Genomic DNA, 23,895 nt, shown 5'->3' on the forward strand with positions numbered 1-23,895 from the left:
GGCAAATTTCCCCCGGCCAACGTCCCTCAATTCGGACATGCAGCTGGGCTTTACACGACAGGCCATGACGAAAGCTTGCATCATCCATAGCGGCGCTCAGCGGACCCCGGTCCGCGCGGCTCCCTCATGCGTTCCCGCGCGCCTTTCGCGCACAGGCGGGACCGGGATGACGCAGAACCCGGCGCGGCCGCCCATCACCTTTTCAGCGCCATCAACCCACAGCACGCGCCGCCGCGCGAATCTCGCAAGCCGCTCCGTTCTTCGCGGTTCGAGATGCGAGCCGCCGCCCCGGCGCGCCGAGGAACTCAAGCAATGTCCAACACGAAAATGCTCATCGATGCCACGCACCCCGAGGAGACTCGGGTCGTGGTTCAACGAAACGGCCGGGTAGAGGAATTCGATTTCGAAAGCGCAGCGCGCAAGCTGCTTCGCGGAAACATCTATCTTGCAAAGGTGACGCGCGTTGAGCCGTCACTTCAGGCTGCGTTCGTGGATTACGGCGGGAACCGTCACGGCTTCCTCGCCTTCAATGAAATCCATCCCGATTACTATCAGATCCCTGTCGCGGACCGGCAGGCGCTTCTCGATGAGGAAGCGGCCGCGGAAGCCGAATTGGAAGCCGCCGCAGACCGCCGCGCGGAAGCTCTCGCCAAGCGCGCAGCCGCGCGCGGAGGCCACGGCTCCAGCGAGCGCGGCGAAGGCTCAGCCGGCAGCGACGAAGAATTTAGCGACAACGGTTCGGATGATGCCGTCGAGATCGCTCACATCGTCGACGTCGAAGAAGACGACGAGCACATCGAAGAAATCGGCGGCGAGGGAGACGAGGAAGAAGCAAGCTCCGTCGCTGCGTCCGTCTCGGCATCGAACGATGACGTGATTTCGGAAGAGGCTCCGGTCAAGGAGCGATCAGAGGCACCGGCCGAAGCCCGCAACGATAATGATGCGCCCGAGGCAACGCTCCAGCGCGATGAAGCCCAGGCGGAGGATTCCGCCAGCGCCGAGGACGAGCATGATCACGTGCATGATCACGACGACCATGGCCACGACGATCATTCCCACGATGACCACTCGAACCACCACCACTCCGAACAGCACGCCTCGCATGACGAGCGCGGCGCCGATGTGGAGGAAGGTAACGGCCGCGAGTATCGCGACGAGGCCCCGCAGCGCCAGCGCCGCCGCCCGCGCAGCTACAAGATTCAAGAAGTCATCAAGCGCCGCCAGATCATCCTCGTTCAGGTCGTCAAGGAAGAGCGCGGCAACAAGGGCGCCGCTCTCACTACGTATCTGTCGCTTGCCGGCCGCTACACCGTTCTGATGCCCAACACCGCCCGCGGCGGTGGCATCTCGCGCAAGATCACCAACCCGCAGGACCGCCGCCGTCTCAAAGCGATTGCCCAGGAACTCGAGGTTCCGGAGGGCATGGGCCTCATCATCCGTACGGCAGGCGCCGCGCGGACGAAGCAGGAGATCAAGCGCGATTTCGAATATTTGCTCAGACTGTGGGAGAGCGTGCGCGAGCTGACGCTGCAGTCAACCGCGCCGAGCCTCGTCTATGAAGAGGGCGACCTCATCAAGCGGTCGATCCGCGATCTTTATAACAAGGACGTGGAAGAGATCGTCGTCGCCGGTGAAGCGGGGCACCAGGAAGCCGCCGACTTCATGAAGATGCTGATGCCGAGCCACGCGAAGAATGTCGTTCCTTACCGGGATCCGACACCGCTCTTCACGCGCTACGGCGTCGAGCGCCAGCTCAACGCGATGTTCCTGCCGCAGGTGACGCTGCGTTCCGGCGGCTACATCGTGATCAACCAGACGGAAGCGCTGGTTGCCATCGACGTGAACTCCGGAAAATCCACCCGCGAGTTTTCGATCGAAGAGACGGCCCTCGCGACGAACCTCGAGGCTGCGGATGAAATCGCGCGCCAGTTGAAGCTGCGCGACCTTGCCGGTCTCATCGTCATCGACTTCATCGACATGGAAGAGAAGCGCAACAACCGCGCTGTCGAGCGGCGGTTGAAGGACGCTCTCCGTTTCGATCGCGCACGCATCCAGCTCGGACGCATTTCGCACTTCGGCCTCATGGAAATGTCGCGGCAGCGGCTGCGGACCGGTGTGCTGGAAGGCTCGACTTCGCAGTGCCCGCACTGTCAGGGCACCGGCATCATTCGTTCGACCGAGAGCATTGCGCTTGCCGTTCTGCGCGGGCTGGAAGATGCCATTACGGCTGGCGCTACAGGCCCGCTGACCGCCACGACGACGCCCGCGGTCGCACTCTACATTCTCAACAGCAAGCGCGCCTATGTCACCGACATGGAAGCCCGCCACGGCCACTCGATCACCGTGCTCGGCAGCGACCGCGTCCAGGGCGCGAATTTCACCGTTGAACGCGGTGGTGTTGCAGCTCCCATTCGCCGCGCCGAACGCGCTGCGGTCAACATGGACTGGGGCTTTGACGGCGAGGAAGATGCACCGGCCTTCGAGGGCGGTGAGATCGAGATCGCACCCGACAGTGAGGACGGCGACGAGGCTTCCGTCGGCCGCGAAGCTCGTGGCGAAGGCGAAGAAAACGGCAACCGGCGTGGACGGCGGCGGCGGCGCCGCGGGCGCGGCGGACGCGATCGCGGCGAAGGCCAGGGCCGCGAACGTTTCGGTTTCGAGCCGCGTGCCGATGGTGATGTCGCGACTTCTGAAGGTGCGCATCCCGACGGCGATGAAGACGTCGAAGCCGTTCATGGCGATGACGAGGATGCTGACGGCCAGCCGAGCGTCGAAGGATCGGCGTTCGGAGACCAGGCGGGCACGGGCAATGGCGACAAGCCAGGCCGGCGCCGGCGCAGGGGCCGTCGCGGCGGGCGCCGTGGCAGAGACCGCGCGAACCGCGAGGAGACGGGCATTGCTGCCGAAGGCAGTGAAGGCGACGACTTCGGCGGCGATCAACCGGATGTCGAAGACACCAACACAGATGCTGCTCATGAGGCCCAGGAAGCTCACGAGCCGGCAGAGAACGAGGCTGCGCCCCGCGCCGAGAACGGCCGGTCTGAAGCCCGGCAGGCTCCGTCCGAGAAATCGGGTGGCGCAGGTCAGCGCCCGCGGCGCATCTGGGACGCTCCTGCTTCCGCAGACGACGCTTCGTCGGGTGACGAGAGCGGCGTTGTAGAGGAAGCTCCCGTTGCTCCCGTGAGCCCCGCCGTTCCGGCCCAGGTGGAAGAGCCGACCGCCGCAGTCGGGGCGCCTCGCGCCGCCGCGCCGGAGGAAAGCGCGCCCGTCACGCCGCTTCGCCGCCGTCACGAAGTGGGATCAAGCGAGCCGCGCATCGAACGCGTCGTCGTCCGCCCCGGCGAAGAAATCGACACGACGGTTGCTGAGGTCGCCGAAGTTCAAGCCGCTCCGCAGCGCAAGGGCTGGTGGCAGCGAAAGTTCAGCAGCGAATGAGAAATTGAGAGGCCAGAGCGGTTAATTCTGGCCTCTCCAACTTACACTCGGCGTCGCCCGATCAGCGTTCCGCCGGGCAGCGCAAATGTTCCCGCAACATTTGCTATTCTCGGTTGTCACTCTGATGCCCTAAAGTGATGACTGATGCGGATATCATCCGTGTCGTAATCGACCCAGCGGGGCTGGCTGCCCGGTTCAACCGCGTGCGGCGTCTCGACAAGGTTCATCGAGATCGGGGCACACTCAATGCCTGAACTTCCGAGGACTTTTCCGGCGTTCTCGGCCGTGAAAGTCAGCCTGCTTGTAGCTGCCGTGGCAGCAGTTTCGTTGCTCACGCCGGCCCAGAGCGCGCGTGCGCAGGGCTTGCCGCTCATCCGCGACGCCGAGATCGAGGCGTTGCTGCAGGATTACGCGAAGCCAATTTTCCAAGCGGCGGGTTTCGGCAGCGGACGCGTGACTGTGCGCATCGTCAACAACGATGCCTTCAACGCGTTCGTTCTCGATGGCGGCAACGTCTTCGTGCATACCGGCACGCTGATGCAGGCCAACACGCCGAACGAAGTCATCGGCGTCATCGCGCATGAAGCCGGTCATATCGCCGGCGGTCACATGGCGGCTCTCAGGTCGCGGATTGCCAAAGATCAAACGCGGGCATTGCTGACTCAGGTTCTCGGGATCGGCGCCATGGTCGCCGGCGGCGTGGCCGGCGGCGATACCGGGCGCGAGACGATGCAGGGCGGGCAAGCAATCCTTCAGGGCGGCACTTCGGTCATTGTGAAGGGGCTGCTCGCGGAGCGCCGGTCGCAAGAGTCCGCGGCTGACCAAGCGGGCATCAAGTATCTCGATGCGACGAAGCAATCGGCAAAGGGCATGCTCACGACCTTCGAGCGATTCAAGGAGCAGGAGTACCTGACGGATCAATTCCAGGATCCGTTCGTGCGCTCGCATCCGCTTTCCGTCGACCGCTTGGCGCGGCTGAACCAGCTGGCGACGACGAGCCCATATTACGCTCAGAAGGATCCGCCATCGTTACAGCTGCGTCACGATCTGATGCGAGCAAAGCTCTCGGGCTATCTGGAAAACCCCACGGCGGTGTTCAACCGCTACCCAGCGAGCAACACGACGCTTCCCGCCCGCTACGCCCGGGCTATTGCGAAGTTCTTCAAGGGCGGTCCAGGCGCGCTCGAAGCGGCAGTGGCGGACGCGGAATCCATGATCCGCGAGAACCCGTCCTACCCCTACTTCCATGAACTCAAGGCCGACTTCCTTATGCGGTCGGGCAAAATGGCCGCGGCTGTGCCGAGCCTGCGCGAGGCGCTTAAGCTCGCTCCGAGCAGTCCCCTCATCCGCGTTGAACTCGCGAGCGCTCTGCAAGGCACCGACAGCGCCGAGGCCCGAAAGGAAGCAGTAGATCTTTTGCGGAAATCCCTCGTAGACGATCCTGAAAATGGTCGCGCATACAGGCTGCTCGCAAACGTCTATTACAAGCAGGGCAAAGCCGCGGAAGCCGATGCCATGACGGCGCAGGCCTACTTCTACGAAGGAAACATCAAGCAGGCGCAGCTTTTCGCAAAACGCGCGCAGCTGAAGCTACGGGCGGGTTCACCCGAATGGCTGAAAAATGACGACATCATCAATTACAAACCGCAGACGTAAACGCCTTTACGCCTGCGACAACGCGAGATTGGATCAATGACCTTGAAGAGCAACTTCTGGAATTCCGCAAAGCTGGTTGCCGCCAGCAAACGGCTCGCAGCCGGCGTGCTCGGATTGGCGTTGCTGGCGTCGGTCGCCGGATATCACTTCGGTCAGGACAGCGTTCGCGCCGAGCCGACGCCGCCTACGGCGGGCGGCTCCGCTTTCACCGACGAGCAGAAAAAGGCGCTCGGCGAGATCATCAAGGACTATCTCGTCAAAAACCCGGAAGTGATGTTCGAAGTTCAGAGTGCTCTCGAGGAGAAGACGCAGAAGGAGCAGGAAGCCCGGCTCAAGGCCTTCATGGCGGAGAACGCCAAGTCGATCTTCCGCGGGCCGAACAGCTCGGTCGCGGGCAATCCCGATGGCGATATTACTGTTGTCGAGTTCTTCGACTTCAACTGCGGTTACTGCAAGCATGGGCTTGCCGAGGTGCAGAAGCTGATCGCCTCCGATAAGAACGTGCGCGTTGTCTTCAAGGAGCTTCCCATCCTGTCGAAGGGATCGGAAGAGGCCGCCAGGGCTGCGCTCGCCGCCAAGCGGCAGGGCAAGTACTGGGAATTCCATCAGGCGATGCTGGGCTCCAAGGGTCAGGCGAATGAGGCTTCGGCGCTGAAGGCGGCCGAGGGTCTTGGTCTCGACATGAACAAGCTCAAGGCCGACATGGCCAGCGACGACGTCAAGAAGGAGTTGCAGGAGGATCTGACGCTCGCCAAGACCATGGGCGTCAACGGAACGCCGCACTTCCTTGTCGGCGACAAGTCTATCCCCGGGGCGCCGGAAGACCTTCACGATCAGCTGGAGGCGCTGGTGACGGATTTCCGCAAGGACAAGTGCACAAACTGCTGAGTGGCTCGGCCGCAAATATCTTGTTGTCGCAGGCAGTTAACAAAATTCGCACAGCAAAGTGCGCGGCCATGTCCGCGCACTTTGCGCATTCGCGGAAAGCTGATAGACCCAAATTTCCGCAATTGGTTCGGGCCCCTGCCCGGTGCCCGAACGGCCTCGAAGTATGACAGCCCTCATCTACGTTCTTAACGGTCCCAATCTGAATATGCTCGGTGTCCGGGAGCCAGAAGTCTATGGCACCGAGACCCTTGACGATCTTCGCGTGCGCACCGAGAAGGCTGCGGCGAAGCATGGGCTTTCGATTGATTTCCGGCAGTCGAACCTAGAGGGGGAGATCGTGAACTGGGTGCAGGAGGCACGCGGTAAGGCGAAGGGCATCATTATCAACGCTGGAGGGTATACGCACACCTCCGTCGCCATTCTCGATGCTTTGCAAGCCGTCAGCCTCCCCGTCGTCGAGGTTCATCTCTCAAACATCTTCCGGCGGGACGGGTTTCGACAACATTCCTACGTTTCACTCGCTGCGACGGGCGTGATTTGCGGCCTCGGCGCGAAAGGCTATGAGCTCGCCATCGAGGCCATGGCCGGCATCGTGAATAAATCCACAAGCAAAGCGTGACGCCGGACCCCGAGCTTACGCTATAAGACGCACGCCAACAAAATTGAGGACACGGGACTGATGAGCGCAAAAGACCAAGGGCCGAAGACCGCAAGCGCCGAAGGTCAGATGATCCGCGAACTCGCAGAGCTTTTGAACTCTACGGGCCTGACGGAGATCGAAATCGAGAAGAGCGGTCTTAAGGTTCGTGTCGCCAAGAATATCTCGATCACGGCGGCCGCGCCGCCGGTCTACGCGGCGGCTCCCGTTGCTGCTCCTGCTGCCCCCGGTGGCGAGGCAAAGCCCGCTGCGGGCGCGGCCGGCGATCTTTCGAAGCATCCCGGCGCCGTGAAGTCGCCAATGGTCGGCACGGCCTATCGTTCGCCGGAGCCAGGCGCGCCGGCGTTCTGCGAAGTCGGCAGCAAGGTCAATCAGGGAGATACGGTGCTGATCATCGAAGCCATGAAGACAATGAACCAGATTCCGGCTCCGCGCGCCGGCACCGTCAAAGCCATCCTCGTCGAGAACGCACAGCCGGTCGAATACGGCGAGCCGCTCATCATCATTGAATAAGCGCTACCGGCCACGCCGGTGAAGCCGCTGGAGTACAAATGTTCGATAAGATTCTGATTGCCAACCGAGGTGAGATCGCGCTGCGGGTACAGCGGGCCTGCCGCGAGCTTGGCATCGCGACGGTTGCCGTCCATTCGACGGCTGACGCGGACGCCATGCACGTGAGGCTCGCTGACGAGAGCGTTTGCATCGGGCCGCCTCCAGCGCGCGACAGCTACCTCAACATTCCGGCGCTCGTGACGGCTTGCGAAATCACCGGCGCGGATGCCGTGCATCCGGGCTACGGCTTCCTTTCGGAGAACGCGCGTTTCGCGGAGATCCTCGAAGAGCACAAGATCACCTTCATCGGCCCGACGTCCGAGCACATCCGGATCATGGGCGACAAGATCGAGGCGAAAGAGACCGCAAAGAAGCTTGGCATTCCGGTCGTGCCGGGTTCAGCAGGATCGGTCACGAGCGAAACCGAGGCGATGAAGATCGCTAAGGAGATGGGCTTTCCCGTGCTCATCAAGGCGGCCGCAGGCGGCGGCGGGCGCGGCATGAAAGTGGCGGCATCGGCCGCGGAACTGGGCGTAGCCCTCTCGACCGCGCGGTCTGAGGCGAAGGCCGCCTTCAACGACGATTCCGTCTACATCGAGAAGTATCTGCAGAAGCCTCGGCACATCGAGATTCAGGTGTTCGGCGATGGCAAAGGCAATGCCGTGCATCTCGGCGAGCGCGACTGCTCTCTGCAGCGGCGCCACCAGAAGGTGCTCGAAGAAAGCCCTTCGCCCGCTCTCAATGCGGCCCAGCGCCAGAAGATCGGCACGACAGTCGCCGAGGCGATGAAGAAGCTCAAGTACCGGGGCGCCGGTACGGTCGAGTTCCTGTTCGAAGACGGCGAATTCTATTTCATCGAAATGAATACGCGCCTGCAGGTCGAACACCCCGTCACCGAGATGGTGACCGGCACGGATCTGGTGCTCGAGCAAATCCGCGTGGCGGCCGGGCTGCCCTTGAGCTTTACGCAGGAAGATATCGAGCTTCGCGGGCATGCGATCGAGTGCCGCATCAACGCGGAAAATCCGAAGGACTTCCGTCCCTCGCCCGGCCAGATCACGTACTGGCACCCGCCGGGCGGCCTCGGCGTCCGGGTCGACAGCGGCGTTTACCAGGGTTACCGGATACCGCCTTATTACGACAGCCTTATTGGCAAGCTCATCGTGACGGGCAAAACGCGCAATGACGCGTTGATGCGCCTGCGCCGCGCCCTCGCCGAGTTTGTCATCGACGGCATCGATACGACGATCCCGCTGTTCCAGGATCTCGTCAAAGACCCAGACATCGTAAATGGCATCTACGATATTCACTGGCTCGAAAAACATTTGGGGATGAAGTAGACTTTGCCACTGCGCGATATGTTCCGCGCGCGTCCGAGAGTTCGCTTGGCAATTGGCAGCATGGCGTCGCGCGACGACCCGATGTTCGAGATCACGCCGCAGGTTCTCCTGAAAGCCTATAGCTGTGGCATTTTTCCTATGGCGGAAAGCGCCGACGACCCGGCGCTTTACTGGATCGAGCCGCAGCAACGTGGCGTGCTGCCGCTCGATGCGTTGCATATTCCGCGCCGCCTACTCCGGACGGTCCGGACGACGCCGCTGAGGGTTTCCGTCGATACCGACTATGAGGGCGTCATCGACGGCTGCGCGGCACCGCGCGCGGGGCGCATGTCGACCTGGATCAACACACGTATCCGCACGCTCTACCGTGAGCTCTTCGACATTGGCGCCTGCCATACCGTCGAGGTTTGGAAGGGCGATGAACTGGTAGGCGGCCTTTACGGGGTGGCTCTCAAGAGCGCGTTTTTCGGCGAGAGCATGTTCTCGACCGAACGGGACGCCTCCAAGATCGCCCTCGTGCATTTGGCTGCCCGGCTGATCAAGGGCGGCTTCACGCTGCTCGACACGCAGTTCGTCACCGAGCATTTGCGGCAGTTCGGGACGATCGAACTCGACCGGGCAGCGTTCCAGAGGCAGCTCGAAATCGCGCTCGAGAAGGACGCGGACTTCTACGCCTTGCGACCCGACGCTTCAGGCGCCGAGGTCGCTGAGATTTTCTCTGCCGGACGCTCGGCCGGCAAATAGGCTTCCAGGGTCTACACGGATGTCAGCCGCGCGTTCATTGCGTTTGGGTGCGCGCAATCACCTTTATGCGGCCACGCTGATCAGTTCCTCACTCTTCGCCCAGAGCCGCTTGGCTTTTTCGGCATCGAGCGCGTACGACTTCACGCCGTCCGCGAACGGATTGGGCGTGTCATCGATTTGCGCAACGGCGCAATCTTCGAGATAGCGACCTCCGATCTCGTCCTTGTCAGCCACGACTGCAGCCCACACTGACGTTGCGGCTGCTTGTCCGATGTTTTTCAATTCCGCAGGAGGAAGGCCCGCGTCCGCGCGCGCTTTGCCGACGGTTTCGAGAAGGCCCTGCAAAGCTTCCGGAGAGAGATGGCGCGCGAGATCGGTGAAGCTGTTGCCGGGCATCACCGATGCCGCCCGGACACCGCGATCGCGATGCCGCCGGTCGAATTCCACTGCCAAAAGAGACGTCGCCGTTTTCGAGCGGGCATAGGCGAGCCACGGGTCATAAGCCTGCTGCGCGAAGTTCGGATCATTCAAATCAACATCGGCGCCGCGATGCGCCTGGGACGACAGCACGACCAAGCGCCCATTTTCGGCGAGCAGCGGTGCGATCCGATCTATCAAAGCGAAATGCCCCAGATAGTTGGTTCCGAACTGGAGTTCGAAGCCATCGGCCGTGCGGCCGAACGGCGTCGCCATGACACCGGCGTTGGCAATGATGGCATCGAAGTGCCGGCCGTCCGCCAACAGTTGCGCTGCGCAGGCGCGAACGCTCTCGAGCGACGCCAGATCAAGCGCGATCAAATCAAGCGTGCCGCCTCCTCGTGCGGCGGCGTTGCGGACGGAGGCGCTCGCCGTCTCTGCCTTGGCCAAATCCCTCAACGTGCCGACGACGCTTGCGCCGTGAGCAGCGAGCGAGCGCGCGGTTTCGAGGCCGATCCCCGATGATACGCCCGTGACGAGAAAGCGCTTTCCCTTGAGATCGAGCCCCGACAGCACTTCGTCGGCGGTGGACTTTGCGCCCAACGTCTTGGTCATTTCTTTTTTCCTTTTCGATTGGGCCGATGATCAGATCTGCACGCCGCCGCCGATGTCGATGACGCCGCCGCTGATGTAGCCGCCGTTGGGACCCGCCAGGAAAGCGACCATCGCCGACACTTCTTCGAGCGTCGCGATCCGGCGGATGGGGTGCAGGTCCATGATCGCGTCGGGGAGGTTGTCGACGACGCCGGCCGCCATGTCGGTCGGCATGATGCCGGGCTGCACGGTGTTGACGGTAATGGAGCGTCTACCGAGATCGCGGGCGACGCCCTTGGCGTAGCCGGAGATCGCGGCCTTCGTTCCCGCATAATCGGCCACACCTGGGAACGGCACGCGACTGCCCAAGATCGAGCCGATGAAAATGATGCGGCCGCCATCCGACAGCACCGGCGCCGCCGCGCGCGTGGTGGCCACCGCGCCCATGACGTTGACCTGCCACTGGCGATCGAGATTGACCGTGTCGAGATCCGGATCGTCGACCGTTTTGCCCTGCACGGCGATCGCCGCGTTGTTGACGAGGATGTCGAGCTTGCCGAAGTACGCCACGACCTTGTCGATGAGCGGTTTGGCTGCAGCGGTGTCGCCCTGGTCGCTCTGGATGGCTAGCGCGCGAACGCCCTTGGCCTTCAGTTTCTTGACCACGGCTTCAGCCTTCTCGGCCGAGGCGACATAGCTGATCGCAACGTCCGCACCCTGTTTGGCAAGCGCCTCCGCCGTCGCCGCGCCAAGCCCGCGCGAGCCGCCCGTGACGAGAGCGACCTTACCTTGCAACGTATTGGACATGAGAAATTCCCCTTCCGGTAACTGCCCGGGCGACTCTAAAGGCCCGGCAGTGCATTTCGTAACGTTTGTTACTATAACGTTCGGTATGGAATTAGACAGCGGCCGTCAAGCGGTTTAATACTGGTCGTTATGAAAAACTGAGGATGGCTGATGGGTCGTCATCGCGAATTTGACGTCGAGAAAGTGCTGGACGCTCTCTTGTGCGTCTTCTGGCGCAAGGGGTACGAGGGCGCGTCCTACGCCGACCTGACTGAGGCCGCTGGCGTCGAGAGGCCGGCGCTCTATTCGGCGTTCGGGAACAAGGAAGCGCTCTTCCGGCGAGCCCTCGATCGCTACTACGAGCGGTACATGGGTTTTATTCCAGAAGCGCTTCAGCTGCCGACAGCGCGGGAGGTTGCTGCGCACCTTCTCTACTGTTCCGTCGACCTCAACACGCGTTTTCCCGACCACGCGGGATGTCTCAACATCAACGGGGCACTTGCTGGATCGGATGAGTCGGAAACAGTGCGGCAAGCCTTGATAGACGTGCGCGCGGCCGGCGAGGCGCAGCTTCGCGAACGGTTCGAGCGGGCAAAGGCCGAGGGCGACTTACCCGAGACGGCCAAACCCGATGCTCTTGCGGCATTCGTGATGGCGATCCTTCACGGCATGGCGGTACAGGCCAAAGCCGGCTTCAGCCGAGAGATGCTCAACGCTGTTGTCGAGCAAGCGCTTTCCACATGGCCGGTAGGTGCTTCTAGGACCACCGCGACGGCAAAAGCCTGAATTCGGACGTGCCCTCGCGCGAAGGCACAAGCTCACGACTCCAGCAGATGCCGCACGCCTATGCTCGCCGTCCGAGCTATCGCGACAAGACGCGATTTGCTCATGCCCTCGCGCGCGGTCGCCGATAGGCCGGACATGGTGCTCGCTACGAAGTCACTGACAGGTCCTGCGACGTGCGGGTGCGTTTGCGCGACGAAGGTGCGGATTTGACCGCGGCGCTCCTCCACCGCTTCGCGCGCCAGTCGAACGCTTTCCGCTTCAGCCCCGCCCCGGCAAGCTTCCAACACCAGGCAGCCGCGCGCGTCAGGATCGCGTGCATAGAGTTGCACTGCCTTTTCCAGGAGTTCGGCAAGCGCCTCGGCCGGATGACGCCCCTCGCGCAGGATATCATCGAGCGGCAGAACCGAGGCCGAGTAGCGCTCGACGACACGACCGAAGAATTCGGCCTTGCTTCCGAAAGCCGCATAGAAGCTCGGCGGCTTGATCGCGAGCGCCTCAGTTAATGCCGAAAGCCCAACCCCGTCATAGCCGTGCTCGTGAAACAGCCGCTGGCCGGTCTTCAGCGCTTGCTCAAGATCAAATTGGCGGGGGCGCCCGCGCACGGGCATTTCTTTATCGCTCACTACATTATTCCTTGACGGCGTGCGGCCATATCTGTATCGATCGCTATAAATATAGCACGGAGATCTAAAATGCCAAACTTCAGCGGCAAAAGAATCATGGTCATCGGCGGCAGCCGCGGCATTGGAGCGGCGATCGTCAAAGCCTACGCGGCAGAAGGCGGGGACGTTCTCTTCACGTATGCAGGTTCGCGCGAAGCTGCCGAAGCACTGGCGAAGAGCACGGGTGCCCGGGCGATCCACTCGGATGCTGCTGTCCGTGACAGCCTCGTGGCAGCGGTGCGCGACGCCGGGCCTATCGATATTTTCGTCTACAATGCCGGCCTGCTGGTCGCCGGTGATCCGCTAACGCTCGATCCCGACGCGATCGATCGCATGATCGACGTCAACATTCGCGGCGCTTACCACGCGTCCGTCGAGGCGGCGCGCGCAATGCCAGATGGCGGACGAATTCTCATTATTGGCTCTGTGAACGGCGACCGGATGCCGTTTGCGGGACTTGCAGGATACGCCATGACGAAGTCGGCGCTGCAGGGAATGGCGCGGGGGCTCGCACGGGATTTCGGAGCGCGCGGCATCACCGTGAACGTGATCCAGCCGGGTCCGACGGACACCGACATGAACCCGGCAAACGGCCCGCTCGCAGATCAGATGCACAGCGTGATGGCAATTCGCGAGCACGGTACATCGGAGGACGTCGCCAGCCTGACGCTTTACCTCTCTGGCCCTGCCGCGCGGGGCATCACCGGAGCGATGCACACCATCGATGGAGGGTTCGGCGCATGACGGAGCCCAGCGCTCGCAAAAGAAATGCTGCGGCGACTGTTTACGTAACGTACGCGGGCACGCCCGACAGCCGCTTCGATAGGCGCTACTACGTCGAGCAGCATTTGCCGCTCGTGCTGAAGGCTTGGCAGCGCTACGGTTTGCAGAGCGTTGCCGCCTTTTTTCCTGCCCTACCGCAGGCAGGAACAATCGCGATCTGCGAATGCGAGTTTCGCGACGAGGCGGCCGTAGAGGCCGCCTTTAACTCCCCGGAGACGCCCGAGGTGATGGCCGACGTCGCGAACTTCACGGATATCGCTCCGACGCGCCTGCGCGCCATGGCGCTCTGAGTTCAAGGATGGGGTGAGGCCGGCGGCTTACTCGGCGGCCGGCTTCTTCAAGGTCGCGCAATCGTTTTGCGCGGGCTTTCCTGCGAAGCGCGCCTTGATCCAGTCGTGGGCAGTTGCGCCACCGGCGACCATCGAGCCGTTGTGATCGGCTCCGTCGAAGGTTTTGTATTCGACGACATTGCCGCCAGAGCACATCTGACGGACCAGAGCGTTCGTCGTTGCCGGAAATACCGTCACGTCCCCAGTCCCCTGGATGACGAGAGTGGGCGCGGAAATTTGCAAGGCCCCAGCTTCGTTCTCGGCCGCAAATTTCAAGAACGGTTCGATGTCGGCGTTCGCGACGAACTGGTCCTTAGCGATTGCCGTGGACCAATAGCCGGTCATCAGAGCATGGCTCATGCATTGCTCTTGCAGGTCCGGCAGATGCGCGATCGCTTCGGGAGTGAGGATGCGTTTGAGATCAATCGCCGGATCTGTCTTCGCGTAGGATTGAAGCGTGTAGAGCACGTAAGGCAGCGACAGCTCGGTCTTTGCCGATGTCATGACGGCGGCGAGGCGTGACGCGATCTGCGATCCGGGCGCGAAGGCGACATCGCCCAGAAGCTTGAGCTCGGGAACATAGGAGGGTCCTTGCGAGGCCGCGAAGAGATCGACTTGTCCGCCCTGCGAATGTCCCATCACGGCGTAGCGCTTGCCGATCTCCGGCTCCAGAATGCGTCCGGCGCGCAGCATATCGAGTGCGTTGCGTCCCGTGGGGATGCCTTGCAAGAACGGATGGAAGCCCGCGACACCCAAGCCTTGATAGTCCGTCGCGACAACCGCAAACCCGTCCTTCACGAAGCCGTCGAGCAGGTGCGATATCGTCTCGATGTAGGCATGTTCGGGACCTTCAGCGGTATCGCGAGAGGGTGCGCATATGGCGTTGAGGCCCGTCGTGCCTTGGGTCCACGTGATCACTGGCCAACCGCCCTCGGGTGGCTTGCCTTGCGGAACCGAGACCGATCCAGAAACGACCGTGCTCTTTCCATTCGGATCGAGCGAACGATAGAGCACCAAGCTGTTCCGCGCCGCACTTGGAAGTGCCATCGTGCCATCGAGCGCACGCGAATAGATCAACGAGCCGCGCTCGCCATCCGGCAAGTTTGCAGGCGGGGTATAGAAGGCTTCGCCTGCAGGACCTTGAACCGTTTCACCTGCAGTGAGGCTGAGAGCTACGCTCACACAGACGAGCGCGGACGCGCTCGCGATGGCAAGGTTCCGCACGGTGATCATGATGAAAGCCGCCCTTCATTCCCGAAAAGCGGCTTTTATCGGATGCGGCTTAAGGGCGGGTAAAGCGGTTGTTTTAAGCGATCTGCACGCTGAAGCCGCCGTCGACCATGAAGACCGAGCCGACGACGAAGCTCGCGCGGTCGGACGCGAGGAATGCGACGACTTCGGCGATTTCGCGCGGCTCGGCAGAGCGGCCGATCGGTGCCGCCTTGCCGTGCTCGACGAGAAATTCGCGGCCGTCGTCGCGAAAGCTATCGAGGATGTTCGTCACGACGTCGCCGGAGCCGATTGCGTTCACGCGGATACCATGAGGTGCTGCTTCCAGCGCCAGCGCGCGGGTCAACTGCGCAACCGCCCCCTTGGACGCAGCATATGGCGCGATGCCCTTGAAGGCGAAGTATGACGCATAAGATGCGATGTTGACGATGGCGCCGCTCTTTTGGGGCAGCATTACCTTCATGGCTTCGCGCGAGAAGAGGAAGTAGCCGGTCGAGTTTATCGCCATCACTTTCTCCCATTCTTCGCGGCTGGTCTCGACCACCTCTTTGTAATTGATGTAACCGGCGTTGTTGACGAGCGTGTCGAGACGGCCAAACCGCTCCACGGCTGCCGTGACCGCCATCTCGGCGCTGCCGTCGGTCGTGACGTCCGCGACGACCGGAAACAGATCTGCGGACGCAAGCTTTTTCACATCCGGATTTAGATCCACTGCGACGACCTTCGCGCCACGCTCGGTGAACAGTTCGGCGGTTGCAAGGCCTATGCCGCTCGCCGCGCCTGTGATGATGGCGACTTTGCCGCCGATTTCATCGACCATATTTTTATCGGCCATGGGTGTCCTTAGCTTTTGATGAGTTTGATTTGAACGCTTACGGCTGAGTTCGGTTGCGATGCCGCCAGGCAGGCTGCTTCGCGATCGCGAATAACCGTCGGATCAATCAGTTGCTGGCTGTCGGCCGCACGACGATGTCGCTCACATCGACATCGTCCGGCTGAGCGATGGCGTAGCGGACAGCACGCGCGATGGCGTCGGGTTTCAGGGCGATGGCACGGTAAGCGCGCATCGCTTCCGCCGCCACAGGATCGGTGATCGTGCCTGCGAGTTCGCTTTCGACGACGCCTGGATAGACGCAGGTGACGCGGATCTTATTGTTCTCCTGGCGGAGTCCTTCTGAGATCGCGCGCACCGCATGCTTCGTCGCGCAGTAGACCGCCGCTGTCGGAACGACGGACAACGCGCCAATCGAGGCGATGTTGATGATGTGCCCGGACCCGCGTTCGGTCATTTCGGGCAGGACGGCAGCGACGCCGTAGAGCACGCCTTTGATGTTCACGTCGACCATGCGGTCCCACTCATCGACCTTCAACGAGGCCATGGGCGAAAGCGGCATGACGCCAGCATTGTTGACGATGACATCGACGCGGCCAAACGTTTCGCGCGCAGCCTTCGCAAAGGCGGCGACCTCGGCGCGGTCGGTCACGTCTAGACGGCGGGTGAGCACCTCGCCTCCGCTCCTGCGGATTTCATCTGCGAGCGCATCCAGACGATCGGTGCGGCGTGCACCGAGTACGACCTTGGCTCCAGCGGCGCCCAACTCCAGGGCTATCGCCGCGCCGATACCGCTCGAAGCGCCGGTAATGAGAACGACCTTGTCTTGGGGCATGGAAATCTCCTCGCTCGATTGACTGTCAGCCGCGTGCGGCTGTTGCGTTGGAGATAGGCGTGCCGCATTGTTGCGATAACCCGATCATTCCTTCCCAGCTTGGAAAGTGCTGCTAACCAATGGAGCCGGATCTCAATGCCCTGGCCGTGTTCAACCTCGTGGCGGAGGAGCGGAGCTTTCGGGCGGCCGCAGATCGCTTAGGGATCACGCGCTCAGCGGTCAGTCAGACGATCCGGCGACTGGAAGAGACGCTCGGCATCGCGCTCGTTCAGCGGACGACGCGGAGCGTCAGCCTGACCGAGGCCGGCGAGCGGCTCTATTCGGACGTTGCCCCTGCTCTTGCCGATATGCGGGTTGCGATTGAAGCGACGGGGGGATTGCGTGGCGAGCCGCGCGGGCAGTTACGTCTTGCCGTCTCGTCGATCGCCGAGCGGTTTCTCTCGGGGCCGTTCCTCGCGAGCTTTGCGACCGCGCATCCCGAAATTCAGATCGACATCACAGTGACGGACGAGGAGTTCGACATTGTCGCCGAGGGATATGATGCCGGCGTCCGCCTCGGCGAAGTCATCGCACAGGACATGATTGCAGTGTCCGTTGCTGGCGACGAGCGGCAGCTTGCCGTTTGCGCGCCGGAATACGGCAAGCGGTTCGGAATACCTTCGCATCCAAGCGAACTTTCCGCGCATCGCTGCATTGGCTGGCGGCCAAGCCCCAAGGCTGCACCCTATCGATGGGAGTTCGCGGAGAACGGAAAAGAGTTCGCCGTGGCGGTCGCGCCTGAGATCACCACCAACGACATGGCGCTGATGATCAAACTCGCGATTGCCGGAGCCGGCATCACGTTCGGGATGGAGGAGAGTTTTCGTCCTGCAATAGAGCGCGGCGAACTTGTGCCGCTTCTTGAAGAGTATTGCCCGTATTTCGCGGGCTTTTATCTCTACTACCCGAACCGGCGCAATCTGGCGCCGAAGCTGCGGGCTCTGATCGATCATGTGCAGCGCTGCAAGTGAACAGGACCGAGCCTGTAAGGCAGGCTCGGTCCTTTTGCTATTAGCTCTTGATGAAGGCGAGGATGTCGGGGTTGATCACGTCGGCATGCGTCGTCAGCATCCCGTGCGGATAGCCTTCATAGATCTTCAGCGTCGCGTTCTTCAGGAGCTTGGCCTGCAGCAACGCAGCGGCCTTGTAGGGAACGATCTGATCGTCATCGCCTTGCAGCACCAGCGTCGGAACGGTGATCGCCTTCAGATCGCCGGTCTGGTCCGTTTCGGAGAAAGCCTTGATGCCTTCATAGTGCGCCTTGGCGCTGCCCATCATGCCCTGCCGCCACCAATTGCGGATCACGCCCTCGGAAATTTTCGCGCCCGGCCGGTTGAAGCCATAGAAGGGGCCCGAAGCGAGATCCAGAAAGAACTGGGCGCGGTTGGCTGCCAGTGCCGAACGTAAGCCGTCGAACACCTCGATCGGCGTGCCTTCAGGGTTCGCATCGGTCTTCAGCATGAGCGGCGGCACCGCTGAGACGAGCACTGCTTTCGCCACCCGGCCTTGCGGCTCGCCGTATTTCGCAACGTAGCGCGCCACCTGGCCACCGCCCGTCGAGTGGCCGATATGGACGGCGTTGCGCAAATCCAAATGCTCGACAACGGCGTTTGCATCTGCTGCATAATGGTCCATGTCGTGGCCTTCAGAGACCTGCGCCGAGCGGCCGTGGCCGCGACGGTCGTGAGCAATGACGCGATAGCCCTTCTCCAAGAAGAACAGCATCTGGGTGTCCCAATCATCCGATGAGAGCGGCCAGCCGTGATGGAAATGGATGGGCTGCGCGTCCTTCGGACCCCAGTCCTTGTAGAAGATCTCGACGCCGTCTTTTGTTGTCACGTAGCCCATAGTTCGTACTCCTTTTTCTTGCATGGTCACTGGGAAGAGTTCTCGCAGCCGATCGGCTTCGAGATGGTGCTTGGGAAAGCATCGGTTTCCGGGCGCGCAGGTAGAGGTTCAATCACCGGAAAAGGGAAGAGCACAGATCGGATTGGTGTTCACCACTGCTAGTCGATTGATCTTTGTTAGTAGGTCAATGATCGCGGAGACGCTTGGTAAATGTTCTGTGCCATTGCCATTTCCGGTCTGCTCTTCTGGTGATCTCAATTCACGTAATTGGCGGGTCCAAACGAGCAGGCAAAGCGGATAGTCTGCCTGCTCGTCTGCTATCTGCGACTTTCAACATCAGCGGACTGCTGCCTCGGCGCCCTGCGCGGCACGGTCGATCACATCGGCAACCACGTCGGGCCTCGTGAAGCAGAGCGCGTGGCTCGCCTTCACTTCCGTGATCCTCGCGCCAATGCGCTGCGCCATCTTCTGCAACATCCGGCCGTCGAAGGCCTTATCCTCGGTTGCGATGACCGCCCAACTCGGCTTCGTCCGCCAGGCCGCGCGCTGCAGCTTGGTCGCAAACACCGACATGTTGATCGGCACTTGCGAGTCCCGCAGGAACGCAGCGTCCTCATCTGTGGCGTCGGCCGCAAACCCAGCCTTGAATTTCTCCAGGTTCACGAAGCCGTAGCCGTCAGCTTGCTTATCGATGACGAACTCCGGCGGCGTTGTGAAACCCTCGTACTGCTGGGCGGTGGTTTCTCCCGCGTCGGGCGACAGTGCCGAGACGTAGACGAGGCCCACAACATTCGGATGGACGCCGGCTTCGGTGATGACCGTTCCGCCCCAGGAATGGCCGACGAGAATGGTCGGACCGTCCTGGCGGTCGAGCGCACGCCGGGTTGCAGCAACATCATCCGCCAGCGACGTCAGCGGGTTCTGCACGATCGTGACGCGATAGCCCTGCTTGGTCAGCCGGTCGTACACGCCCCGCCAGCCGGAGCCGTCGGCAAAGGCTCCGTGCACCAGCACGACGTTCTTGGCCGGCGCGCGAGCTGCCGGTTCGGCAGTCTGCGCATGCGTCGGGGATACGATGCTTGCAGCGGCAGCCGCAGCGACGAGGAGATTTCTCACATTTACGCTCATGGCACCTGCTCCTTCACTTTATTGCGATAACTGTTATCGCGATAAACGTCGATATAGGGCAGCGCGCGCATGCCGTCAAGAATAATATTTATCGCGATATGTATTTTCGAACGACCAGCGCTTATATGGAGGTCGAAGGAGGATCCGATGACACGCAAAAAGTCGAACCCGCCCGTCCCGCTGGATGATCAGATCTGCTTTGCCATCTACTCGGCCGGAATGGCCATTCAACGCGTCTACAAGCCCCTGCTCGATCAGTTGGGCCTCACCTATCCGCAGTATCTCGTGCTCAACGTCCTGTGGCGCGAAGACGAGCAGACCGTCGGCGGCATCGCTGAGAAACTGGCTCTGGAGTCGAGCACGCTGACGCCGCTGCTCAAGCGTCTTGAAACCGGCGGGTTGGTGCGCCGGACGAGAAATCCCGACAACGAACGGCAGGTGGTCGTCGCGTTGACCGATCGCGGCCGCGAGATCAGATCCTCCGCGGGCTGCCTGGGCGACGCGTTGGTCGCCTCATCGGGCGAAAGCCCCAGGAGGCTTGGCGAACTCAACCGGGACATCAAGAAGCTGCGCGACGCGATCTATGCACATGCGGGCCAGCCGGAGCGCGACGGGCCGAACGAGTAGTTGATTATCAGTACGCTTGCTGATCAGGCAATCCGTCGACGATTGCTGCAGTTTGCAGCAGTTCACGGCGCAGGATCGGCACAGCATGGTCCACGAATGCGCGCACCGGCGAGCCCGGCCGCGGAGTGGGACGGAAGATCATATTCACCGGGATCCTTTCCGGTTCAAAGGAAGGGAGTACGCACCGCAATTTCCCCGCGGCCAGATACTCAGCCACCTGATAGGAAAGGACGCGTACTAAGCCCTTTCCCCGGAGTGCAGCGTCCAGGCCTGCCGCTGCACTCGTAATCGACAGCTGCGTTTGAACCTGGACAGACCGCGTCTTTGCGCTTCCCGCCTTTTGCCGAAACATCCAGAGTTCGCGGTTGCCCTCTGCGTTCACACCAATGCAGCTATGGGCTGCGAGATCCGCCGGTTCCAGCGGCTCGCCGCGATGGGCGATGTAGCCGGGCGAAGCGCAAAGGACCTGCCGTACTTCTCCGAGCTTCAGCGCCATCAGGCTGCTATCCTGCAGATGCGCAAGCCGGATCGCGACGTCTACACCTTCGCCCGTCATATCGACCATCCGGTTGAGCAGCAGGGCGCGCGCCTGCACTTTTGGATGTAGTCCGAGAAAGGATTCCAGGACGGGCGCAACCTTCAGGCGGCCGAACAACTCCGGTGCGGTGAGCACCAGCGTGCCACTGATTTCGTTCGACGTGTGCTCGGGCCGAAGCTCGGCCAGCCGGCCCAAGATCTCGCGCCAGACTGCCGCGTGACGCGCGCCTGTTTCGGTCAAGCGCAGGCCGCGCGTGGAGCGCAGAAGCAGTGTTTCTCCCGCCTCCGCCTCCAAAATGGCTATGGCGCGGGTGGCTGCTGCCGCCGAGCGGCCGAGGCGTCTGGCGCCTCCCGCAAGCGAGCCTGCTTCGATGGCCGCTACAGCAAGCTCCATCGCGTCCAGCCGGTCCATGCTTTCAAATCCTGAAATCGAGCGTGCCAGCTAGTGCGCATTCAACCGGTTTCTGCAAGTCAATATCTTAGCTCCACCACAACGAGGTGAAGCCATGAACCAGACGATCTCAGAACTTCAGCGGCGCTCCCTTCTCCTCTCCATGGCCGCGGCTCCCGTCGCGGCGCTTGTCGCGCCGGCCGTCGCGCGGTCGGCGAGTTCGAAGGAGACAGCAATGCTCGACATCCAGTACCGCACCCAACAGGTGGGCCCCGTAGAGGTCTTCTACCGCGAGGCAGGACCGGCCGATGCGCCCGTGATCCTGCTGCTGCACGGCTTTCCGACGAGTAGCCACATGTTCCGCGATCTGATCCCGCTGCTTGCCGATCGCTACCGCGTGATCGCACCGGACCTGCCCGGGTTCGGTTTGACCAAGGCGCCGGCACGCGGAACCTTCGACTACACCTTCGACAATCTCGCGAACGTCATTGGTCAATTCGTCGAGGCCATCGGCCTGACGCGCTATGCGCTCTACGTTTTCGATTACGGGGCGCCGACTGGACTGCGGCTCGCGATGGCGCACCCTGAGCGCGTGACCGCAATCATTACGCAGAACGGCAACGCCTATGATGAAGGGCTGAGCAAGGAGTGGGAGTCCTGGCAGGCTTACTGGCGCGAGCCCACGGAGGCCAATCGCGAACGCTGCCGTGCGGCTCTGGGCGATGACTTCATACGCGCCCAGTATGAGCACGGAGCACCGGCAGGGCGCGTCGGCCCGGACGGCTATAGCCTGGACCAGTTCTTCATGCATCGGCCGGACGCGGCGGACATTCAGCTCGATCTCATTTTGAGCTACCGGACGAACGTTGCGCTTTATCCCGCATTCCAGAGCTATTTCCGGCAGCATCAGCCGCCTCTTCTGGCGGTGTGGGGTAAGAACGATGCGTTTTTCCTCCCCGCAGGAGCGGAGGCCTACAGGCGCGACTTGCCGAAAGCGGAAGTGCCTTCGACGGCTTCAACCCAGAAAAGTCGAACGAAGCGGCGCGCGGGCTTTGATCCTCTGACGACCAATACTGCGGCGGCCGGCGTTCGGCCGCCGCAGTAGGTGCGCACCCATGGCTTCCTCATCGTCGCGCTGATTTTATGGGGCTTTTTCCGAGTCTCGTTCGTCTGTCGACCCGCCGGGAGATTGCCATTGCATTACGATCATAATCTTATATTATGACCGTAATGCAATTGAGCATTTCACCCCCGGAGGACTGAGCAGATGAGCGCCGACCACGTAAACCGACGAGAGGTCTTTGCCGTTGCCGCCAGCGCTGCAGCTGCCGGCGCGACGATGGGCTCGACGAGCACGAAAGCCAATCAGAGCAACACCGCGGACCTCGCTTCCCTTGGGCTCGCTGCCGCCGCAGCCGCCGTTCGAAACGGCGACATCACGTCGGAGGCCTACACCGCGGCGCTTCTGCAGCGCGCCCGATCGCTTGCTGACCTCAATACATTCATCACCATCGATGAGACTGCCGTGCTCGCAGCCGCGCGGGACGCGGACAAAGCGCGTGCGGCCGGATCGGCGACTCCGCTGCTTGGCGTGCCGATCGGTGTGAAGGACAGCTATCTGACGAAAGCGCTGCGCACGAGCTTGGGCCTCGACAGTCTCTCCCATTTCGTACCGCGGGAAGACGCGGACGCTGTTCGCGCTATCAAGAACGCGGGCGCTCTGGTGTTCGGCAAGAACAACCTTGTGGAGATGTCCTACGGCTTGACCGGTCACAACGCGCGCTTTGGTCAGGTGAAGAACCCGCATCCGCGCGATCGCGTGTCGGGTGGTTCCTCAAGCGGCTCCGCCGCATCTGTCGCCTCCGGCATCGTACCCGCGTCGCTCGGCGGCGATACCGTTGGATCGATCCGCGTGCCCGCATCGCTCTGTGGCGTAGTGGGGTTCAAGCCGACGACGGGACGATGGCCGCGCAACGGCGTCGCGCCGATCTCGCATACGCTCGACACGACGGGCGTGTTTGCCCGCAGCGTTGAAGATTGCGCTCTGATGGATCAGGTGGTGACAGGGCAGGCTGTGGGGTCCGAGGCCGCAGACGGCGTGAAGGGCATTCGGCTCGCCTTCGCGCCACGGCAGTTTCTTGATCTGGTCGATCCGGAGGTTGAGGCGCGGTTCCGCGATGTGGTGCGGCAGTTGCGGGATGCCGGCGCCGAGGTGGTGGAGGTGGACCTGGGCGACGACTTCGATACGCTCATCCAAACCGCGACGTGGGACATCTTCTTCCACGAGACGATGGGTGCGATCTCGGAGTTCCTTCGCGATCACAATATCCCAACCACATTCCAGGCGATCTACGATGGCCTCAAGCCAGAACTTCGGGATGCGTGGGGATATAAGGCCCTACCGGAAGGTGGAGGCGCGATCTCTGCGGAAGCCTATGAAATCGCGCTGAACGTGAGCCGCCCGGAGATTCAGCGCAGACTCAACGAGGCGTTCGTTGCTCAGGGCGCGCAGGCCATTCTGCAGCCGACGACGCCCTGCACGGCGCCTCTGATCGAACAGCAGGCGAACTTCTCTATCGCGGGACGGGAGGTCACTTCTCTCGCCTTGGCGAACAATACCGTGTCAGCAAGCAGCGTGGGTCTGCCAGGCATAAGCCTTCCGGTAGGCTTGTCGCGCGATGGTCTTCCGATAGGGCTGGAGCTCGACGCACCTCTCGGCAGCGACCGGGAGCTTCTGGACCTTGCACGCCGCGTCCAACGCGTCTTGGGCACGCAACCGGCGCCGATCTGATCTGACG

General features: G+C 62.1%; 23 protein-coding genes. 14 read left to right on the forward strand and 9 right to left on the reverse strand.

All coding sequences use genetic code 11. From position 1 onward, the window contains the following. The first annotated feature begins 312 nt into the window (after window positions 1-312). The 7 genes from VFG26_RS08215 to aat all read left to right on the forward strand — a co-directional run bounded on the left by VFG26_RS08215 (window position 313) and on the right by aat (window position 9,273). Window positions 313-3,435, forward strand: coding sequence for an Rne/Rng family ribonuclease (locus tag VFG26_RS08215; protein WP_325024130.1), 3,123 nt, complete (start codon window positions 313-315; stop codon window positions 3,433-3,435). Between the two features lie 246 nt (window positions 3,436-3,681). Beyond that, window positions 3,682-5,091 carry a M48 family metalloprotease gene (locus VFG26_RS08220; protein WP_325024132.1) on the forward strand — a complete coding sequence of 470 codons (1,410 nt, stop codon included), beginning with the start codon at window positions 3,682-3,684 and terminating at the stop codon, window positions 5,089-5,091. Window positions 5,092-5,127: 36 nt separating this feature from the next. Next, a complete protein-coding gene (locus VFG26_RS08225) occupies window positions 5,128-5,979 on the forward strand; it encodes a DsbA family protein (RefSeq protein ID WP_325024134.1) in 852 nt (283 codons plus the stop codon). 163 nt (window positions 5,980-6,142) lie between these two features. Then, window positions 6,143-6,598 carry a type II 3-dehydroquinate dehydratase gene (aroQ, locus tag VFG26_RS08230; RefSeq protein WP_325024136.1) on the forward strand — a complete coding sequence of 152 codons (456 nt, stop codon included), beginning with the start codon at window positions 6,143-6,145 and terminating at the stop codon, window positions 6,596-6,598. A 60-nt stretch (window positions 6,599-6,658) separates the two neighbouring features. Further along, window positions 6,659-7,150: an acetyl-CoA carboxylase biotin carboxyl carrier protein gene (gene accB, locus VFG26_RS08235; RefSeq protein WP_325024138.1), complete on the forward strand. Its 492-nt coding sequence runs from the start codon at window positions 6,659-6,661 to the stop codon at window positions 7,148-7,150. A 38-nt stretch (window positions 7,151-7,188) separates the two neighbouring features. After that, window positions 7,189-8,529 carry an acetyl-CoA carboxylase biotin carboxylase subunit gene (gene accC / locus VFG26_RS08240; RefSeq protein WP_325024140.1) on the forward strand — a complete coding sequence of 447 codons (1,341 nt, stop codon included), beginning with the start codon at window positions 7,189-7,191 and terminating at the stop codon, window positions 8,527-8,529. A 60-nt stretch (window positions 8,530-8,589) separates the two neighbouring features. Beyond that, complete coding sequence (aat, locus tag VFG26_RS08245) at window positions 8,590-9,273, forward strand: leucyl/phenylalanyl-tRNA--protein transferase (RefSeq protein WP_325024284.1); 684 nt, start codon at window positions 8,590-8,592, stop codon at window positions 9,271-9,273. A 63-nt stretch (window positions 9,274-9,336) separates the two neighbouring features. Here aat and VFG26_RS08250 read toward each other — a convergent pair whose 3' ends face one another. Both VFG26_RS08250 and VFG26_RS08255 read right to left on the reverse strand, forming a co-directional pair. Continuing rightward, the gene (locus tag VFG26_RS08250) at window positions 9,337-10,305 is read right to left on the reverse strand and encodes an SDR family NAD(P)-dependent oxidoreductase (RefSeq protein ID WP_325024142.1); all 969 of its coding nucleotides are present in this window, start codon (window positions 10,303-10,305) and stop codon (window positions 9,337-9,339) included. Window positions 10,306-10,335: 30 nt separating this feature from the next. Continuing rightward, window positions 10,336-11,091 carry an SDR family NAD(P)-dependent oxidoreductase gene (locus VFG26_RS08255; RefSeq protein ID WP_325024144.1) on the reverse strand — a complete coding sequence of 252 codons (756 nt, stop codon included), beginning with the start codon at window positions 11,089-11,091 and terminating at the stop codon, window positions 10,336-10,338. Window positions 11,092-11,241: 150 nt separating this feature from the next. Between VFG26_RS08255 and VFG26_RS08260 the strand changes: the two genes are divergently transcribed. Continuing rightward, window positions 11,242-11,856, forward strand: a complete 615-nt coding sequence (locus VFG26_RS08260; RefSeq protein ID WP_325024146.1) for a TetR/AcrR family transcriptional regulator — start codon at window positions 11,242-11,244, stop codon at window positions 11,854-11,856. Window positions 11,857-11,888: 32 nt separating this feature from the next. Here VFG26_RS08260 and VFG26_RS08265 read toward each other — a convergent pair whose 3' ends face one another. Next, window positions 11,889-12,479: a TetR/AcrR family transcriptional regulator gene (locus VFG26_RS08265; RefSeq protein WP_325024147.1), complete on the reverse strand. Its 591-nt coding sequence runs from the start codon at window positions 12,477-12,479 to the stop codon at window positions 11,889-11,891. A gap of 69 nt (window positions 12,480-12,548) precedes the next feature. On the opposite strand from VFG26_RS08265, the gene bdcA reads away from it, so the two are divergent. Together bdcA and VFG26_RS08275 are read left to right on the forward strand one after the other, a co-directional pair. Beyond that, complete coding sequence (bdcA, locus tag VFG26_RS08270) at window positions 12,549-13,262, forward strand: SDR family oxidoreductase (protein ID WP_325024149.1); 714 nt, start codon at window positions 12,549-12,551, stop codon at window positions 13,260-13,262. Beyond that, the gene (locus tag VFG26_RS08275; protein WP_325024151.1) at window positions 13,259-13,591 is read left to right on the forward strand and encodes an EthD family reductase; all 333 of its coding nucleotides are present in this window, start codon (window positions 13,259-13,261) and stop codon (window positions 13,589-13,591) included. Before bdcA ends, VFG26_RS08275 begins: the two co-directional genes overlap by 4 nt. A 27-nt stretch (window positions 13,592-13,618) precedes the next feature. Here the strand turns inward: VFG26_RS08275 and VFG26_RS08280 are convergent, their stop codons facing one another. The 3 genes from VFG26_RS08280 to VFG26_RS08290 form a co-directional block, all read right to left on the reverse strand. Further along, window positions 13,619-14,863 carry an alpha/beta fold hydrolase gene (locus tag VFG26_RS08280; protein ID WP_325024152.1) on the reverse strand — a complete coding sequence of 415 codons (1,245 nt, stop codon included), beginning with the start codon at window positions 14,861-14,863 and terminating at the stop codon, window positions 13,619-13,621. A 73-nt stretch (window positions 14,864-14,936) separates the two neighbouring features. Beyond that, complete coding sequence (locus VFG26_RS08285) at window positions 14,937-15,695, reverse strand: SDR family oxidoreductase (RefSeq protein WP_325024154.1); 759 nt, start codon at window positions 15,693-15,695, stop codon at window positions 14,937-14,939. 106 nt (window positions 15,696-15,801) lie between these two features. After that, window positions 15,802-16,527 carry an SDR family oxidoreductase gene (locus VFG26_RS08290; RefSeq protein ID WP_325024156.1) on the reverse strand — a complete coding sequence of 242 codons (726 nt, stop codon included), beginning with the start codon at window positions 16,525-16,527 and terminating at the stop codon, window positions 15,802-15,804. Window positions 16,528-16,646: 119 nt separating this feature from the next. On the opposite strand from VFG26_RS08290, the gene VFG26_RS08295 reads away from it, so the two are divergent. Beyond that, entirely contained in the window at window positions 16,647-17,537 is an 891-nt protein-coding gene (locus VFG26_RS08295) for a LysR family transcriptional regulator (RefSeq protein ID WP_325024158.1), read from the forward strand. A gap of 40 nt (window positions 17,538-17,577) precedes the next feature. Here VFG26_RS08295 and VFG26_RS08300 read toward each other — a convergent pair whose 3' ends face one another. Beyond that, on the reverse strand, window positions 17,578-18,438 hold the full coding sequence (locus VFG26_RS08300) for an alpha/beta hydrolase (RefSeq protein ID WP_325024286.1): 861 nt from the start codon (window positions 18,436-18,438) through the stop codon (window positions 17,578-17,580). 312 nt (window positions 18,439-18,750) lie between these two features. Further along, entirely contained in the window at window positions 18,751-19,542 is a 792-nt protein-coding gene (locus VFG26_RS08305) for an alpha/beta fold hydrolase (RefSeq protein ID WP_325024160.1), read from the reverse strand. Between the two features lie 147 nt (window positions 19,543-19,689). On the opposite strand from VFG26_RS08305, the gene VFG26_RS08310 reads away from it, so the two are divergent. Then, the gene (locus VFG26_RS08310) at window positions 19,690-20,169 is read left to right on the forward strand and encodes a MarR family transcriptional regulator (RefSeq protein ID WP_325024162.1); all 480 of its coding nucleotides are present in this window, start codon (window positions 19,690-19,692) and stop codon (window positions 20,167-20,169) included. Window positions 20,170-20,176: 7 nt separating this feature from the next. On the opposite strand, the gene VFG26_RS08315 is transcribed toward VFG26_RS08310, so the two are convergent. Beyond that, entirely contained in the window at window positions 20,177-21,118 is a 942-nt protein-coding gene (locus tag VFG26_RS08315; protein WP_325024164.1) for a LysR family transcriptional regulator, read from the reverse strand. A gap of 214 nt (window positions 21,119-21,332) precedes the next feature. Between VFG26_RS08315 and VFG26_RS08320 the strand changes: the two genes are divergently transcribed. Both VFG26_RS08320 and VFG26_RS08325 read left to right on the forward strand, forming a co-directional pair. After that, window positions 21,333-22,202 (forward strand): alpha/beta fold hydrolase, encoded by an 870-nt coding sequence (locus tag VFG26_RS08320; protein ID WP_325024288.1) that lies wholly within the window; start codon window positions 21,333-21,335, stop codon window positions 22,200-22,202. 234 nt (window positions 22,203-22,436) lie between these two features. Next, window positions 22,437-23,888 (forward strand): amidase family protein, encoded by a 1,452-nt coding sequence (locus VFG26_RS08325; protein ID WP_325024290.1) that lies wholly within the window; start codon window positions 22,437-22,439, stop codon window positions 23,886-23,888. Window positions 23,889-23,895: the final 7 nt, after the last annotated feature.

It is taken from the genome of Hyphomicrobium sp. (assembly GCF_035687085.1).
Classification (GTDB): Bacteria; Pseudomonadota; Alphaproteobacteria; order Rhizobiales; family Hyphomicrobiaceae; genus Hyphomicrobium_B.